Genomic DNA, 16,181 nt, shown 5'->3' on the forward strand with positions numbered 1-16,181 from the left:
TGCAAACTCAAGCTAAAATGGCAAAAATTGAGGGCTTAAGGACGTATGCCAGAACAATTCGACCCACTAAAATTCTTAGAGCAACTCTCACCATCAGAGAAACTAATTGGCATAGTATTAGTATCTCTTCTATTTCTATTACCTTCCATACTGGAGAAATTTAGCTCAGAGAACTTGAAGTTAATTGTATTAGTACTTTTCACAGGTTTAATCTTAAGCATTGCTTGGCTCGCTACTTACAAGAATAAGAAGATTGAAAACGATAGAAAGTTAAAAATATCTTTTGAAAATAAATTAAGGGCACTGAGAGATAGAGAAGCTGAATTAATGGGCGAGGAACAGAAAAATCTGACGGAAGTAATTCAGCGCTTGAGATTTATAAGCAATCAAGTAACTACATGTCTCGAGAGGAGCAATAAGAACTTGTCAGAAAGAGAAGAGGTTGCAACCTTAAAGCCAGTTGTACTAGATGTGCAAAAACAGGTAAGGCAGATTATAGTTAAGCTAGAAGTAAAGCTTCAAACTTCTGATAATCGAATCAATGATCTTATGGGTGCAAAAACCTTATTTGAGAAAAGTGATGAGATAGCTAAAGCTATAATTTCTTCTAAGGAATTAAAGTAGACAGGAAAAGCCGAGGAGAAAATCAATTTCTATAGAATAATCAATATTTAGACAACTCGTTTGCTAGATATTTGAAGTGTGAAGAAGTATTTTGGGGAACTATACCAGCTAAGCCACCTTTGAATACGCTGATATATTGCGAAACTGGCTCTGCTAGCACACGAAAAGCATTATTCGCGGGGTACTCCACACCCCATTTCTTCAAAAAAGCTATGTCATCAAGCACAATTGAGTGACCAACAAGTTCTATGTATGTCTTTACATCATTCTCAAATGACTTTGGACTGGAAGGAAAAGGTTTAAACCTGCCAAGATACTGCTCGACAATATTCTTGTAATCACTTCTTACTCGTAAAGTCTCGGTTTGACCATGCCAAAGTTCGTTTTTAAGCTCTAGGAGTTGAGACTCTAACTCCGTGTGATCAGAAGAAGAAAATGAATGCCTCAAGTTATTCATGGCCTGCTCTAAATCACTAATCCACAAGGATAGGTAGTCTCTGGTTTGCATGGCAAGAAGAAGTCATAGCTACAAAATTACTATTCATCCATTCCATTTAGAATCTGGACAAAAAGCAAAATCAGCTAGACTTAACAACATCTTGCATAAATTAGTTCATTAGTACTATATATCATGGCAAAGAACTTGGTCAAGCCCAATATTGCAAAGATTTTCTTGGGAAACTTCTTTCTGTGTTGCCCTATTTCTCATGCGTAGTCAAATTCTTACGCTTTGCTAAATGCTGGTGGCCCAAAATCTTCTGGTATGTCTTCTAAAGACCACTGAAGGACCTTGCAGAGCTTTTTGAACTCCCGAGGAGTCATTTTTGGCTCATAAATGCCGGTTTCCCAGTTGCTGATGGTCTGATCGGTCTTACCTAGAGCTAATCCAATATCCCGCTGGGTCAGCCCAAGCTCTTCCCTACGCCGCTTCAAGGGAGACTCTTTGGACTGTGGGACGTCATTACTCATTGATTACAAGCAGGCTTATACACGTACGCTTGACACGCTCGTTACAAGCGTGCTTGGATTGTTGTTGTGAATTACAAGCCGACTTGGATAGACAGCTGTCTCCGAGCCGAATCAGCTAGCTGAAAAGCTTCGGCTTGTTTCCATTTGTCATGCCACAGTTTCCCATTTCGCGGAAGGTTTCGCACTCTTCGTGGAGTTTCCTGCGGCAAAAGATCTCAAGGCTTTTCAAAGCCCTGAGATTTGGATCCCTTTTGTTATCCTTTATTCACCAATCGCCATGTCAGAATTCATCCCCAACAGCGAAATCTATAGCCAGCCGCCCTCCAGCAACCCACCCAGCGCAGAGCCAGCCGACCCGCGCGAACCCGTGCGAGTCATGCTCATCGGCACCGCCACCAATATGGAGCTAGTCATCGCCCATCTCCACAGCATCGGCTTCGCCGAACCCCGCGCCTGGAGCAAACCCCAGCTCGACCCCACCACCGGCCAACCCATGCGCATCCTCACCAAATGGATTCGCCGCTAGCGCTTTGGGCCATCTACCAATCCAGCGGTTTGCCATCGCGAAAGAACCCGCCCGTGGGACCATCGTTGGGCAGTGTCGCTGCCCACACAACGCTGGCAGCGCCATCGGCCACCGGGCGACCTCCGCTGCCGCCCATGTCGGTCGCCACCCAGCCAGGGCACACCGCATTCACCAAAATGCTCGTGCCCTATAGCTCAGCAGCCAGCAGTCGGGTAAACGCATTTAGGGCCGCTTTAGAGGTGCTGTAGGCCGGGGTGCCTGCCCCCATGCTGCTCAACGCCCCGGCTCCACTAGAAACATTGACGATGCGACCGCGCGGGCTGAGTTTGAGCAGGGGCAAAAACGCCTGAGCCATGCGCCAGGGGCCGAGCGTATTGGTGGCGATCGCCTCCTGCACCACCGCCAGGTCGGCATTGCTGGCCTGCTGCCACGTGTCGTAAAGAATGCCTGCATTGTTGACCAGCACATCGAGGCGGCCGAACCGCTGCTCTACGAACTCGGCCAGGCGGGCAATGCTGGCTGGGTCAGTCACATCCAAGGGCTGGGGCAAAACCCCCAAACCAGCCTGAATCATCGGCGCGGCGGCAGCTTCTCCTTTGGCTGAGTCGCGGCTGCCCAAAATTACCGTCATCCCCGCCTGGGCGAGCTGGCGGGTAACTTCTAAGCCAATGCCCCGGTTGGCCCCAGTGACCAGGGCAACAAGGGTTGAGGGAGAGGTTGCTTCGACCATCAACGGTGCCCGTAAGGAGGACTGTGACCACAATTCTGGTGCATGCCCTCATTCTACCGATCGGGCATGTTGCCGCCGTTGTATTGAGGCGGTTGAGCGCGCGATCGGCGCAGGCTAGATCATAAACTGAGGGACTTTGGCTAGCCCCCTTAGTTTGATAGAATCAAGAGCTTGCACAGAAAACACCGCAGCCCGTCAAGTTCAAGGAGAACCCCATGGCCCGCATGTATTACGACAGTGACGCCAACTTAGATTTGCTCAACGGCAAGACCGTCGCCATTATTGGCTATGGCTCCCAGGGCCATGCCCACGCCCTCAACCTCAAAGACAGCGGCGTCAACGTCATTGTGGGTCTCTACGAAGGCAGCCGCTCCACCGCCAAAGCTGAGGCCGAAGGTCTGACCGTCAAGCCCGTCGCCGATGCCGTCAAGCTCGCCGACTGGATCATGATTTTGCTGCCCGACGAAGTGCAGCGCACTATTTATAACGAGGCGATCGCCCCCAACCTAGAAGCGGGCAACGTGCTGCTGTTTGCCCACGGCTTCAACATCAACTTTGGTCAGATCGTGCCCCCCGCCGATGTGGATGTGGTGATGGTGGCCCCTAAAGGCCCCGGCCACCTGGTACGCCGCACCTACCAAGAGGGCCAAGGGGTGCCCTGCCTGTTTGCTGTGTATCAAGATGCCACGGGTCAGGCCCGCGATCGCGCCATGGCCTACGCTAAAGGCATCGGCGGTACTCGCGCTGGTGTACTCGAAACCACCTTCCGTGAAGAAACCGAGACCGACCTGTTTGGCGAGCAAGTGGTGCTCTGCGGCGGCCTCAGCGAGCTGATCAAAGCCGGTTTTGAAACTCTAGTGAATGCTGGCTACCAGCCCGAGCTGGCCTACTTTGAATGTCTCCACGAAGTGAAGCTAATTGTCGATCTCGTTGTGGAAGGCGGCCTCGCCAAAATGCGCGACAGCATCTCCAACACCGCTGAATACGGCGACTACACCCGTGGCCCCCGCATCATCACCGACGAAACCCGCGCCGAAATGCGCAAGGTGCTGAAGGAAATTCAGACCGGCCAGTTTGCTCGCGAGTTTGTGCTTGAGAGCCAGTCGGGCAACGCCGGCTTCACCGCCATGCGCCGCCGCGAAGCCGAGCACCCCATTGAAGAAGTGGGTAAGGATCTGCGGGCCATGTTTAGCTGGCTGAAGAAAGCGTAGGGGGTAACGGAGTGATGGGGTAATGGAGTAATGGGGTGATGGGGTAGCAGTCAGAAGTTCTGTACTCTCCTACTCCATCACTCCCCTACTAGCCCACCCTATCACTCTCCTACTCGCCTACGCTTCTACCTTCACCTTGTTGCTATAGAACGCCACGTAGCCCTTGATGTCGCTCGCGGCGGGCTTGGGTTCGGCGTAGTACCAGGCGGCACCAGAATTCACGTTGTTATCAACAACGATGTCGTAGTAGCTGGCAGTGCCTTTCCAGGGGCAGCCGGTGGTTTTGCTGATGGGCTTGAAATAGTCCATATTCAGCGAGTCGGGGGGGAAGTACTGGTTGCCTTCGACCACTTCGCAGGCGTCGCTTTCAGCTAGTACAACACCATTCCAGGTAGCTTTAGCCATGGGATATCCTCCGATTTTTCCTCTCAGACTATAGCGAATCTGGGGTAGGTGATGAGGGTGGAGATCCCCCCTGCCCTCTTATCACGGTGATACGTGACAAGTCTTTAACGGCAAGGAACTGAGGGATCAGAAGGCCCGCTTAGGAAGGCATTTCACCAAGCCCGAGCAACGCTACAGAATCGGCTCATAGGTTTTTTGCAGCCATGCTCGATCAGTCCCAAACCCCTATTCTCTCGGCGTTGCAGGCGAGCAGTCGGCGACCCCATGCGGCGTTTTACGCACCAGGTCACAAGCGGGGGCAAGGAGCATCTTCTCGACTGCGAGACCTGCTGGGGGCAGCGGCACTGGCGACAGATCTGCCAGAATTGCCGGAGCTAGATAACTTGTTTGCTCCAGAAGGCGTAATTCTGGAAGCTCAGGAACTCGCTGCCGAGGCGTTTGGGGCTGAGCGCACCTACTTTCTCACCAACGGCTCGACCTGCGGCATCGAGGCCGCTATTCTTGCTACCTGTGGCCCTGGCGACAAAATTATTGTGCCGCGGAACGCCCATCGCTCGGTGATTGCGGGGCTGGTGCTGTCGGGAGCAATGCCAATTTTTGTGGCACCCGAGTACAGCCCAGAACTGGGCTTGGTGCTGGGGGTGAAGGCAGAGGCGATCGCCGCTACCCTCAGCCACCATCCCGACACCCGCGCAGTGCTGCTGGTGTCACCCACGTACCACGGCATTTGTTCGCATGTGGGGGCGATCGCATCCCTCGCCCACCGCCACGGCATTCCCTTACTAATAGATGAAGCCCACGGGCCGCACTTTGCTTTTCACCCTGACCTGCCAATCCCGGCGTTGGAGCTGGGCGCTGATCTGGTGGTGCAGTCAACCCACAAGGTGCTGGGAGCACTAAGTCAGGCGGCGATGCTGCACACGCGGGGAGACCGCGTCGATCGCGATCGCCTGCAAGCGGCCCTACAGCTCACTCAATCTACCAGCCCCAATTCTCTGCTGCTGGCTTCCTTAGATGCCGCCCGTCACCAGGTAGCGATCGAGGGCAAGGGGCTTTTGTCGGATACTTTGGCCCTAACGGAGCACATGCGCACGGAGCTGGCTACGGTTCCTGGTTTGCGAGTGATCGGCAAACCGACGGTAACGGCATTCTCCAGTGCTAGCGATCTGGATCTGACTCGGCTGACGGTAGATGTATCAGGCTTAGGGCTCACGGGGCTAGAGGCTGACGAAATTTTGCACGAAGAACTCGGCGTCACCGTCGAACTGCCGGAGTTGCAACACCTGACCTTGATTGTCAGCCTTGGCAATACAGACGAGGATGGGAAGCGGTGCGTGGCCGGTTTTCGAACGCTAGCAGAGAGCTACGCCAAGCAGTGTGTCGCCGTCGAGGTCTGGCCTCAGCCCGCCCCCAGCACGGATACCTCATTTACCCTGCCGGTAGTATCGCCTCGCGAGGCGTTCTTTGCGACTACAGAAACCGTTGGGGCTGAAGCTGCCATTGGCCGCATTAGTGCCGATACGATTTCGGCCTATCCCCCAGGGATTCCCGCCATTGTGGCAGGCGAGGTGATTGGTGAAGGGGCGATCGCCCATCTCACTGCCATCAAACAACAGGGTGGCTACGTGACCGGCGGCGATGCACCAGAAGCTTTCCGGGTTCTGGCCTAAAAGCACGAACAACCATCGCTCTCAGCCTCTGAGTTAGGATAGTTTGGGTTTTTGTCAATCTATTCTTTAACCGTTTCTTGCCCCCATGGATTCTGTGTTTAGTTCCGTTGATCCCCAACTGGTGCTGTTGATTGCGGCGATTGCAGTCATCGTTTTAGCTGCCCAGCTGTTTCTCAGAATTTTGAGCGTAGGACTTGTCCCCCTCATTGGTCTGGTCGCGATCGTTGTGGCGCTGCAATACCTGTTTGGCATCAGCCCTAAGCAGCTGTGGCTTGAGGTCAGCCACCTACCCCAGATGGCGATGGAATTCTTCAATAGCCTGGCCTGATACTGAATTTGCCTTCTCACCCGGCTGGGCTGAGCAAACACCGTTTGCCCCTACGCCAGCCTCCTGTTTGGCCTCGGATAATGCAATTTGGATCTGGAATGGGACCCCAAATTTTCCCCTAGCTAGATAGGGGCGATTGGCGATCACCAATTGTGTCTTTTTAGACACCTAAAGCCTGATTTCGACCCATGAGGCTAGATTGGGACAGTTTAGATCGCCTCTTTGAAGCTGTGCCGATGCGTTTGTTGCCGCTGTTGACTCCGGTTCTCTGGGCGGGGGTAGCGCTGCCCGCCCTAGCCCAAGCCGAGCCCCTTCATACCAGCTTTGCCGCCTGGTGCAATCACTACGACAGTCTTGCCCCAGAGACGCAGCATACGGTTGAGGCCATGCTCGCCTACACAGGCACCGACGACTGTGCTGCGGCTGAGCAGCAGCTAACTAGCAGCACGGCGCTCAGTCTGGAGTATGCCAACATCAGCGATCTGCGTCCGTTGGCGTCCCTTACTCAGCTGGAGCAGCTCTACCTTTACAGCAACCAGATTACGGATATTCAACCCCTAGCTGGGATGACCCAGCTCATTGATCTGGGCCTCAGCGACAACCAAATTTCAGATATTAGCGCCCTGCGATCGCACCCCTCCCTGCAAGTTATCAACCTGGGCGGCAATCAAATCAGCGACATCAGCGACCTGGCCGATCTGCCCCAGCTCATTCAGCTCGATCTCTACGCCAATCAAATTTCAGATTTGGCCCCGCTGGCTGACCTTACCCAGCTCACCCGTCTCAATCTACGAGACAACCAAACCATTCAAGACCTGCGCCCGTTGCAGAGGCTTAGTCAGCTCTCGACCTTGATTCTTAGCAACAATCAGATTGACGACCTCACCCCGCTTCAGTCCCTCACCAATCTCTACGAGCTAGATCTGAGCCGCAACCAAATTAGCAATCTCAGGCCGCTACAGGCTCTATCCCTAAGCGAGCTACATCTTAACCACAACCAAATTCAGGATGTGCAGCCTCTAGCCACCCTGAGCGATCTACAAATTCTGACGCTCGATCACAACAACCTTGCTGACCTGACACCCCTGAGCGCTCTAGAAAATCTATTCTTACTGAGCCTGAGCGGCAATCAAATCAGTGAGCTGGCTCCGCTAGCCAACCTTCAGAACCTGCTGGATCTGGAACTCGACGCCAACCAGATTACCGATATCTCAGCAGTGCGATCGCTCACCCGTCTTACCCGCCTTTCCCTAGAAAACCGCGTTTGGGTCGATGATTACCGCCAGCCCCAGGGCGACAACTACGTCACCGATCTCACTCCCTTGCAACCGCTAACCGAGCTGTCTGAGCTGTATCTAGACGGCAACGGAGTCACCGATCTCAGCCCTCTGGCCAACAAACCCTACCTGTTTCAGCTCGGGCTGAGCCGCAACCCGGTCAGCGACCTGGCCCCCTTGGCAAATCTACCCGTAATAGAGCTCGATATTGACGCTACCTCGGTCAGTGATTTTGGCCCTCTGACCACGCTTACCGATCTCACCCGCCTCCACGCCAGCCACACGGGCTTAAGCGATCTGCACCGCCTGCCGGTTTTGCCCCAGCTCAGCACCTTGACCCTACAAGGCAATCAAATTGAAGATCTCAGCCCTCTAGCCCAGTTTCCCAACCTTCTTGGGTTAGACCTCAGCTCTAACCAAATTGAAGACCTCAGTCCCCTGGCTACGCTGTCGCAGCTAAGCTTCCTTTACCTGAGCGACAACCAAATCCGAGATCTGACGCCGTTGGCCAGTCTAGGTAACCTTTCTACCCTGGGGCTGACCAGCAACGCCATTGAGGATGTTATCCCCCTAGCCTCCCTCATCTCCCTCGGAACGTTGACCCTTGGGTTTAACCCGCTCCAAGACATTCGCCCCCTCTCGGAGCTAACCAGTCTAGAAACGCTAGTGTTGGTCAACACCGAGGTCCAAGATGTCAGCCCACTCGCATCACTGCTGAATTTAGAAGTGCTGTATCTAGACGAAACCCCCGTCACCGACCTGAGTCCGCTGGGCGCTCTGCCGAATTTGATGCGTCTTACCCTTGGGAGTGTCCCGGTAACGGAAGCAGATTGCCCCCTAGTCCCGCAAAGCGCGTGTGAATTTTAGACAGAAGCAGCCCATCGAATACGTTCTGTTTCAAGGCCAAACGGTGTAGGGGCAAATGGTTGTTTGCCCGCTGCAAAGCCCCCTGTTTTTAAGCAGAGCCGCTAATTTCAGTGCTAGTGCGATCCAGCCCTAGCGCGAGCACTCCATTCTGCCCCCCGAAGCCAAAGCTAAGGCACAGAGCCACCTCCAAATCAGTAGAAATGGGGTGAGTCACGAGCTTGGGGTAAATGCTCCCGCCCTGCCCCCCCGTGTTGGGCGGCAGCACTTGATGCCGCAGCGCCAGCAGGCAAAGCGCCGCCCCGATCGCCCCCGAAGCCCCCAACGTATGCCCTGTCGCTCCCTTGGTCGAACTCATCCACGGCGGTGGCGAAAACCCCTCAGTCAATAGCTGCACCTCATGGGCATCGTTGAGTCTAGTTCCGGTACCGTGGGCATGAATGTAGCTAACCTGCTGAGGCTTCAGCCCGCTGTAGTAAAGACAATTCTTGAGGGCCAAACGACTGCCCCCCAGTGTTGGATCTGGCGCCGTGCGGTGGTAGGCATCAACGCTAAATCCGCCACCCAGAATGCAGCCGTATACCTCTGGCCCCGATCGCTCTAGCCAAGAAGATACTGACTCTAGCACCAGCACCGCAGCGCCCTCCCCCAGCACTAAGCCTTCTCGTTGGGGGGCAAAGGGGTAGCAGCCGGTGGTTGCGAGGGCTCCTAATTGCTCAAAGCCTGCCAAGGTAAGGGGGGTAACGGGCGCTTCGGCGGCACCAACGATGACGCGATCGCACTGTCCCCGCCGCACTAGCTCATAGCCCTGAAAAATTGCCGTCAGCCCGGTAGCACAGGCCGCCATCGGGGCCAGCACCGGGCCTTGAGATTGAATCTGGCGGGCAGCGGCGATCGCCCCCATGTGCGGCAGCGCCTCCAGCCAGGGGTTGTCTGCCCAAAATTCATTGCGAGCCATCCGTTCCCAGCGGCCCTGAAAGCTGCGGCTAGAGCCGATTACCACGCCGCAATCGGTCAGGGGAGGTGTGAGCTGAGCATCGGCGATCGCCTCAGCCACCGCCAACCCCAGCAAATCCTCAATGTCAGTGGGCTTATCGCCTACCATAGCCAAAGGCCGAGGCGGCAGTTCCGGAAATGGCTGTCTGATCCGAATACCCGATTTTCCGGCCAGAAGATTGTTCCAGGTGGCCGTTGCTGTAGTCCCTAGGGCTGTGACCAGCCCCATGCCGGTTACAACAACGGCCCGATCTCTACCTTGCCTACTCAGTCTTCAGATTCTCCAGCCCGGCTGTGACTCGCGCCGATTCAATGCGATCGCCCTGCTGAATGGCATCCACCGCCTCCATACCGCTGGTGACGTAGCCAAACACCGCGTAGCTACCGTCCAAAAAGGGCAGCTCCGCCAGGGTGATATAAAACTGCGCCGAGGCCGAATCTACCGCCTGCGATCGCGCCATAGCTACAGCACCCCGAGTGTGGGGCAGTTCTGGGGCATCGCTGATGCCGGCTTCTTCAAGGGTTTGGCTATAGATTGGCTCTGCTGCCCCAGCGGGCTTAATTTCTAAGGGAACGTAGCGGGGAGCCTGGGTATCAGGGTCAATAAAGCTACCTGTACCCAACTGCTGAGCCGGCACGCTAGGGTCTTTGCTCTGGGGGTCGCCGCCTTGGGCAACAAAGGGCTGTGGGTCACGCACCACCCGGTGAAACACTAGGCCATCGTAGACGCCACGGTTCACCAAATCTACAAAGTTACCAGCGGTGACTGGGGCATTGGCACCGTCTAGCTCTATCACAATGGGGCTGCCGTTCACTACCATCTCCACCGTTGCCGTACCCTCTAGCACGGGCAAACCGGTTGGGGCCACCGCCACCGACTCAGTTAGGCCGGGGTCTGTGGGGGCTTCGCTAGTCGAGTCTAGGCTTGGGGAACTGGTGCAAGCGCCCAGCCATAGGGTTAGCAGGGCAGCTAGGGCTAGGGTAAACGGGCGTGTCGAGAGAGCCATCAATACGTCAATTCCTAATAGTTCAACCGACCCCCCATGTTATCGCACGGGCTCAAAGCCGGGGGCTGCCGCTCAGCATAGACCTTTAAACGGTCTATAGCCCCTCTAGCGGCACCTGCAAAAACCGCGCCAACTCTGCCCCCTGATTTTCTAAATCAGCTAGGGGAATCGGCTGGCCCACCCGAGTCAGCGGAATATCGGGGCGGCCCTTGATGCGCAGGTAGAGGGTGCGCTTGGGGTTGAGCCCTTCTTTAATCGCCACCCGCACTGCGGTCACGTCTTCTAGGGGATGCTCAAATTCAATGCGGCGGTTTTTGCCCCAAAAGCCTTTGCGTACAATCTGTAGGCGATTGCTGGCTTTGTCGAAGCTGTTGTACCCGCCGCCCACATCCAAACTGATAACAATCCAAAGGAACGTGGCCAGACCAAGGGCAGCCACCCCATAAAAGCCCATGGCAATGCCTTGGGGAATAAACACCAACTGAGTTGGGTCAGCGAAGGGCAGTAGGTTCTGTTTCAGGTAGCTAGAAGCTCCAGCCAGGGCAAACCCTAGCCCGCCTAGGGTGAGCACCACGGCCCAAAAAATGTTGCTCACACGACGGGCCCCCAGCACGGTGCGCTTAAGGGCTTGAGATTGAGTAGTCGACAGAGAGGCAGTCATAGATCTTAACAAGCGATAGTGATAGATGAAGAGCGACAAAAACCTAGAAAAAGCTTGGGTGGGGCGGCTTCAACGCCACCACTTTCTTCAAATTAAACTGAGCGAACTGGGTTACATCACCCGCTATTACTCTATATAAACACTGAATCAGCCCAGTCTAAACCCCACGGCGACTTCGCTAGTCAACCCCTGTGGCCAACACCGGCTTCATTACAGCCAAGCCCCCGACACTACTAGCCTGAGAAACTACGTGTCAGATTGTAAAAAATTAGAACACTCCTTATCATAAATAGAAACCCAGTCTTTAGACGCTTGTCTTCAAGGCTGCTGGTGCGACTCAGGCAGAGGTATCGGCGATTGGAGCAGGAATATTATTCTCCCTGGCTCTAATATCTGGAATACTTAGTAGTTACTAACCCCTGCTTTGAGGTGATGCTCTGCCAGACTAGTCTGGATCCACCAGAGTTGCGACCTTATGGATTGGATGTCATATAAAGAGGATTTGACATGACCATAGCAATGGGACGCGCGCAAGCCGAGCGAGGATGGTTCGACGTCCTTGACGACTGGCTAAAGCGCGATCGCTTTGTGTTTATTGGGTGGTCGGGCCTTTTGCTGTTCCCCTGCGCCTTCATGGCCGTAGGTGGATGGCTAACCGGCACCACCTTTGTCACCTCCTGGTACACCCACGGCCTCGCGTCGTCGTACCTGGAAGGGTGTAACTTTTTGACCGTTGCCGTTTCTACCCCCGCCGCTAGCCTGGGTCACTCCCTGCTACTGCTGTGGGGCCCCGAAGCCCAGGGTGACTTTGTGCGCTGGTGCCAACTCGGTGGCCTGTGGAGCTTCGTCGCCCTACACGGCACCTTCGGTCTGATCGGCTTCATGCTGCGTCAGTTCGAAGTGGCTCGTCTCGTCGGCCTGCGTCCCTACAACGCCATCGCCTTTTCGGCCCCGATTGCGGTATTTGTCAGCGTCTTTCTGATGTACCCCTTAGGTCAGTCGAGCTGGTTCTTTGCACCTAGCTTTGGCGTAGCGGCCATCTTCCGCTTTCTGCTGTTCCTACAAGGCTTCCACAACTGGACCTTGAACCCCTTCCACATGATGGGTGTAGCGGGTGTGTTGGGTGGAGCACTACTGTGCGCCATCCACGGCGCCACCGTTGAGAACACGCTGTTCAAAGACAGCGAGAACGCCAACACCTTCCGTGCGTTTGAGCCGACCCAGGCTGAAGAGACCTACTCGATGGTGACTGCCAACCGATTCTGGTCTCAGATTTTTGGGATTGCGTTTTCGAACAAGCGTTGGTTGCACTTCTTCATGCTGTTTGTGCCGGTCACCGGCTTGTGGATGAGTGCAGTGGGCATTGTGGGTCTCGGGTTGAACCTGCGGGCCTACGACTTTGTGTCCCAGGAGATTCGGGCGGCAGAAGACCCAGAGTTTGAGACCTTCTACACCAAGAACATCTTGTTGAACGAAGGCATTCGGGCTTGGATGGCACCGACTGACCAGCCCCATGAGAAGTTTGTATTCCCCGAAGAGGTACTCCCCCGTGGTAACGCTCTCTAGCAACTCGTATATTGCTGGGCGCGACCAAGAATCCACCGGCTTTGCCTGGTGGTCTGGTAACGCTCGTTTGATCAACCTATCCGGCAAGCTGTTGGGTGCCCACGTGGCCCACTCTGGTCTGATTGTGTTCTGGGCCGGGGCTATGACCCTGTTTGAAGTAGCCCACTTTGTTCCTGACAAGCCTCTGTATGAGCAGGGCTTCATTCTGCTACCCCACCTGGCTACTTTGGGCTGGGGTGTGGGTCCTGGTGGTGAAGTCATCAACACCTTTCCCTACTTCGTTGTCGGTGTGCTGCACCTGATTTCGTCGGCGGTGCTGGGTCTCGGTGGTATCTACCACGCCCTGCGCGGTCCCGAGGTGCTGGAAGAGTACTCTTCCTTCTTTGGCTACGACTGGAAAGACAAGAACCAGATGACCAACATCATCGGCTACCACCTCATCCTGCTGGGTTGCGGTGCGCTGCTGCTGGTTTTGAAGGCTTGTGTGTTCGGTGGTGTCTATGACACTTGGGCACCGGGCGGTGGCGATGTTCGCATCATCACCAACCCGACCCTAAACCCCGCTGTGATCTTTGGTTACCTATTGGGTTCTCCCTTTGGTGGCGACGGCTGGATTGTCGGCGTCAACAACATGGAAGACATCATCGGCGGCCACATTTGGGTTGGCCTAATCTGCATCGCTGGCGGCATTTGGCACATTCTGACCAAGCCCTTTGGCTGGGCCCGTCGTGCTCTGATCTGGTCTGGTGAAGCCTACCTGTCGTACAGCCTGGGCGCTCTGTCCCTGATGGGCTTTATCGCCTCCTGCTACGTGTGGTTCAACAACACGGCCTATCCTTCTGAGTTCTACGGTCCCACCAACGCCGAGTCTTCTCAGGCCCAGGCGATGACCTTCCTGGTGCGCGACATGCGCCTGGGTGCTAACATCGGTGCGGCCCAAGGCCCCACTGGTCTGGGTAAGTACCTGATGCGCTCCCCCACTGGTGAGATCATCTTTGGTGGTGAAACCATGCGCTTTTGGGACTTCCAAGGTCCTTGGTTGGAGCCCCTGCGTGGCCCCAACGGCCTTGACCTCGATAAGCTGACCAATGATATCCAAGATTGGCAGGTGCGTCGCGCGGCTGAGTATATGACTCACGCGCCCAACGCCTCGATCAACTCGGTGGGCGGTGTGATCACGGAAATCAATTCTGTGAACTTCGTGAACCCCCGCCAGTGGCTGTCGACCTCTCACTTCGTACTGGGCTTCTTCTTCCTGATTGGCCACCTCTGGCATGCTGGTCGCGCTCGCGCGGCTGAGGCAGGCTTCGAGAAGGGTATCGATCGCGAAACTGAACCCGTGCTCGCTATGGGCGACCTCGACTAAGGTTGAGGCCAGCCTAAGGCTCAATAAGAAAAGCTCCTGCCCTAGGGCAGGAGCTTTTTTGTTGTGAAGTAGGTGAATGGGACACAGCGGCACCGCGCCTTAGCCAGATAGCAGGCTAAGCTCTACTGGCAAAAACCTTTTTGAGGACACTACGGCAATTAAAAAGCCGCTGATCGACATCAGCGGCCCTAAGCGTCAATAAATTTCTGGCTCTGGCAGTGGGACAATAAAATTAGAGGGGTCATTGAGATAGCGGATGGTGTCTTCTTCAAGGCGGTGGACTAGGTATGGCTCGAGGGCGTCAGAGTGACGGAGGGCGGCTAGGTAGCCTTCAAGGTAAAGACGCAGCTCGCTGGTGCGATAGCCTCGGTTCCACTGGTCGACGAAGGCATCGGTAATCCGTTGATAGTACCGAACAGCTTTGGCATCCTGAAGCATGGGAGGTAGACCTATAAACTCGGCGGTGGTTAGGGGTAGATCTCGCTCTGTAACTAAATTTTCCCCCAAAGGGTGAAAAACCTGATGAGTTTCTTAACGTACCGTTATACGTATCTTTATACACCGTTTGCCTAGGGCAAGGAGTGCGGATTATGACACTATCTAGGCGACGGTTTTGGGGGGAGCGAAATTTTGGAGTTGGCTAAGGGCTTGGGCAAAACAGAACGGTAAGCGGCTAGGGTGTGATGGGCGATCGCATCCCAGTCGTAACACTCTCTAGCATAGGCTCTAGCTCGCTGCCCCCGTAGCTGCCGTTGGGCAGAATCTTTCAGCGCCTCAACTAAGGCTTGGGCTACACCGTCTACGCTCAAGTCGCACACCCAGCCGCTGCCGCTGCTGGTAATGTCAGGCCAGATGTATACGCCTTTAGACACTACCACCGGCACCCCCGCCGCCATGGCTTCCGCTACGGCAATGCCAAAATTCTCGTAGTAGGAGGGCAGCACGAATAGATCGGCAGCTTGTAGCAGGGCGGCTTTGGTATTGCCGGTGACAAAACCCGTGAGCGCGGTGCGATCGCCCAGTGAAGTAGCCCGCAGGCGATCGCCAATAGCCTGCTCATAGGCAGGATCCTGAGGATTTCCCCCCGCCAGCACCAGATGAAACTCTACGCCCTGAGCCGTGAGCTGCTCTAGAGCCGGCAGCAGCAAATCGAGCCCCTTTTTAGGATCTAGTCTAGAGAGGTAGAGCAGGAGAGGGCGATTATGAGGGATTCCTAGCTGGGCTAAGATTTGCTGACGTTCATCCACAGGTAATGCTTTTGGCGGCTGTACTCCCAGAGGGATCACCCAATCCTGAGTGCTGGCCCCAAACCGATAGGAGACTTCTGCCTCGATCGGGCTGGTGAAATGCAGCGCCGCCGCCCCACCAATATTGGGGGCCTCAAACAGCCGTCCGTAGATCTGCTTGAGGCGCTTTTTTTTCTGCAAATCTGCCGGGTCAAGGGTGCCCAGGGGGCGCAGCACGTAGGGCAGGCCGCGATCGCGCGCCACCGTTGCCGCCGCCGTGCTTAGGGGCGAAAACAACGCGTGAATGTGGACCAGGTCAAACTCATGGGCGTGCTGGTAGAGCCAGGCCAAAAGCCCCGCCGAAAACTTGTACCGCCGCCAGGGCGAACAGGCAAAGTAACGCACCGTATAGTTCTCTTCCTGTACCGGTACGCCTAAGGGAACCGCCAGCGGTGACTGACCTGAATCGCCATTGGCGTTAGTGGTAAGAATGGTTACCTCCGCCCCTGCCGCTGCCAAGCCCTGGGCAAAGCCGCGCACCATCTGGCTCGGACCGCCGTAGATAAGGGAGATGGAGGGGACGATTTGGAGGATGCGCATGGGGAAGTAGGGGAGTGGGGGTGAGGGGGTGGATGGGTAGGCGGGGGAAAGCTGGGTGAATCAGTTTTGAGTTTTGAGTTGGGCTTGAAGCTAAATTCAACATTCAAAGCTTCTCTATCTCCCTCACCTTCCCCATCTCCTCATCTTCCTTGCCT

General features: G+C 55.2%; 18 protein-coding genes. 8 read left to right on the forward strand and 10 right to left on the reverse strand.

Going from position 1 to position 16,181, the window contains the following annotated elements; all coding sequences use genetic code 11:
* Positions 1 to 45 precede the first annotated feature (45 nt).
* Positions 46 to 624 (forward strand): hypothetical protein, encoded by a 579-nt coding sequence (locus NC979_RS21745; RefSeq protein WP_190515934.1) that lies wholly within the window; start codon positions 46 to 48, stop codon positions 622 to 624.
* 40 nt (positions 625 to 664) lie between these two features.
* Here NC979_RS21745 and NC979_RS21750 read toward each other — a convergent pair whose 3' ends face one another.
* Positions 665 to 1,132: a hypothetical protein gene (locus NC979_RS21750; protein WP_190515937.1), complete on the reverse strand. Its 468-nt coding sequence runs from the start codon at positions 1,130 to 1,132 to the stop codon at positions 665 to 667.
* A 215-nt stretch (positions 1,133 to 1,347) separates the two neighbouring features.
* Positions 1,348 to 1,593 carry a helix-turn-helix transcriptional regulator gene (locus NC979_RS21755; RefSeq protein ID WP_190515939.1) on the reverse strand — a complete coding sequence of 82 codons (246 nt, stop codon included), beginning with the start codon at positions 1,591 to 1,593 and terminating at the stop codon, positions 1,348 to 1,350.
* Between the two features lie 277 nt (positions 1,594 to 1,870).
* On the opposite strand from NC979_RS21755, the gene NC979_RS21760 reads away from it, so the two are divergent.
* On the forward strand, positions 1,871 to 2,119 hold the full coding sequence (locus NC979_RS21760; RefSeq protein WP_190515942.1) for a hypothetical protein: 249 nt from the start codon (positions 1,871 to 1,873) through the stop codon (positions 2,117 to 2,119).
* Between the two features lie 13 nt (positions 2,120 to 2,132).
* Here the strand turns inward: NC979_RS21760 and NC979_RS25445 are convergent, their stop codons facing one another.
* Positions 2,133 to 2,291: a Rossmann-fold NAD(P)-binding domain-containing protein gene (locus tag NC979_RS25445; protein WP_242023886.1), complete on the reverse strand. Its 159-nt coding sequence runs from the start codon at positions 2,289 to 2,291 to the stop codon at positions 2,133 to 2,135.
* 15 nt (positions 2,292 to 2,306) lie between these two features.
* Positions 2,307 to 2,849 carry an SDR family NAD(P)-dependent oxidoreductase gene (locus NC979_RS21765; RefSeq protein WP_242023887.1) on the reverse strand — a complete coding sequence of 181 codons (543 nt, stop codon included), beginning with the start codon at positions 2,847 to 2,849 and terminating at the stop codon, positions 2,307 to 2,309.
* Between the two features lie 215 nt (positions 2,850 to 3,064).
* Here NC979_RS21765 and ilvC point away from each other — a divergent pair, with 215 nt between their 5' ends.
* Complete coding sequence (ilvC, locus tag NC979_RS21770) at positions 3,065 to 4,060, forward strand: ketol-acid reductoisomerase (RefSeq protein WP_190515945.1); 996 nt, start codon at positions 3,065 to 3,067, stop codon at positions 4,058 to 4,060.
* A gap of 117 nt (positions 4,061 to 4,177) precedes the next feature.
* Here the strand turns inward: ilvC and NC979_RS21775 are convergent, their stop codons facing one another.
* Positions 4,178 to 4,465 (reverse strand): DUF427 domain-containing protein, encoded by a 288-nt coding sequence (locus tag NC979_RS21775; RefSeq protein WP_190515948.1) that lies wholly within the window; start codon positions 4,463 to 4,465, stop codon positions 4,178 to 4,180.
* A 203-nt stretch (positions 4,466 to 4,668) separates the two neighbouring features.
* On the opposite strand from NC979_RS21775, the gene NC979_RS21780 reads away from it, so the two are divergent.
* The 3 genes from NC979_RS21780 to NC979_RS21790 all read left to right on the forward strand — a co-directional run bounded on the left by NC979_RS21780 (position 4,669) and on the right by NC979_RS21790 (position 8,607).
* The gene (locus tag NC979_RS21780; RefSeq protein WP_190515951.1) at positions 4,669 to 6,135 is read left to right on the forward strand and encodes an aminotransferase class I/II-fold pyridoxal phosphate-dependent enzyme; all 1,467 of its coding nucleotides are present in this window, start codon (positions 4,669 to 4,671) and stop codon (positions 6,133 to 6,135) included.
* Positions 6,136 to 6,220: 85 nt separating this feature from the next.
* The gene (locus NC979_RS21785; RefSeq protein WP_190515953.1) at positions 6,221 to 6,463 is read left to right on the forward strand and encodes a hypothetical protein; all 243 of its coding nucleotides are present in this window, start codon (positions 6,221 to 6,223) and stop codon (positions 6,461 to 6,463) included.
* A gap of 188 nt (positions 6,464 to 6,651) precedes the next feature.
* Positions 6,652 to 8,607 carry a leucine-rich repeat domain-containing protein gene (locus NC979_RS21790; protein ID WP_190515955.1) on the forward strand — a complete coding sequence of 652 codons (1,956 nt, stop codon included), beginning with the start codon at positions 6,652 to 6,654 and terminating at the stop codon, positions 8,605 to 8,607.
* A gap of 88 nt (positions 8,608 to 8,695) precedes the next feature.
* Here NC979_RS21790 and NC979_RS21795 read toward each other — a convergent pair whose 3' ends face one another.
* From NC979_RS21795 to NC979_RS21805, 3 genes are all read right to left on the reverse strand, one after another.
* A complete protein-coding gene (locus tag NC979_RS21795; protein ID WP_255524792.1) occupies positions 8,696 to 9,871 on the reverse strand; it encodes a beta-ketoacyl-ACP synthase in 1,176 nt (391 codons plus the stop codon).
* Complete coding sequence (locus tag NC979_RS21800; protein WP_190515960.1) at positions 9,864 to 10,607, reverse strand: peptidylprolyl isomerase; 744 nt, start codon at positions 10,605 to 10,607, stop codon at positions 9,864 to 9,866. The genes NC979_RS21795 and NC979_RS21800 overlap by 8 nt, the downstream gene beginning before the upstream one ends.
* A 94-nt stretch (positions 10,608 to 10,701) precedes the next feature.
* Entirely contained in the window at positions 10,702 to 11,268 is a 567-nt protein-coding gene (locus tag NC979_RS21805; RefSeq protein ID WP_190515962.1) for a photosystem I assembly protein Ycf4, read from the reverse strand.
* 507 nt (positions 11,269 to 11,775) lie between these two features.
* On the opposite strand from NC979_RS21805, the gene psbD reads away from it, so the two are divergent.
* Both psbD and psbC read left to right on the forward strand, forming a co-directional pair.
* On the forward strand, positions 11,776 to 12,834 hold the full coding sequence (gene psbD, locus NC979_RS21810; protein ID WP_190515964.1) for a photosystem II D2 protein (photosystem q(a) protein): 1,059 nt from the start codon (positions 11,776 to 11,778) through the stop codon (positions 12,832 to 12,834).
* Complete coding sequence (gene psbC / locus NC979_RS21815; RefSeq protein ID WP_190515967.1) at positions 12,818 to 14,200, forward strand: photosystem II reaction center protein CP43; 1,383 nt, start codon at positions 12,818 to 12,820, stop codon at positions 14,198 to 14,200. Before psbD ends, psbC begins: the two co-directional genes overlap by 17 nt.
* Positions 14,201 to 14,395: 195 nt before the next feature.
* Here psbC and NC979_RS21820 read toward each other — a convergent pair whose 3' ends face one another.
* Positions 14,396 to 14,638, reverse strand: coding sequence for a DUF6761 family protein (locus NC979_RS21820; RefSeq protein WP_190515970.1), 243 nt, complete (start codon positions 14,636 to 14,638; stop codon positions 14,396 to 14,398).
* Positions 14,639 to 14,796: 158 nt separating this feature from the next.
* Positions 14,797 to 16,026 carry a hormogonium polysaccharide biosynthesis glycosyltransferase HpsP gene (gene hpsP, locus NC979_RS21825; RefSeq protein ID WP_190515972.1) on the reverse strand — a complete coding sequence of 410 codons (1,230 nt, stop codon included), beginning with the start codon at positions 16,024 to 16,026 and terminating at the stop codon, positions 14,797 to 14,799.
* Positions 16,027 to 16,181 lie beyond the last annotated feature (155 nt).

The sequence above is a fragment of the Leptolyngbya subtilissima AS-A7 genome (genome assembly GCF_039962255.1).
In the GTDB taxonomy this organism is placed as follows: Bacteria; Cyanobacteriota; Cyanobacteriia; order Phormidesmidales; family Phormidesmidaceae; genus Nodosilinea.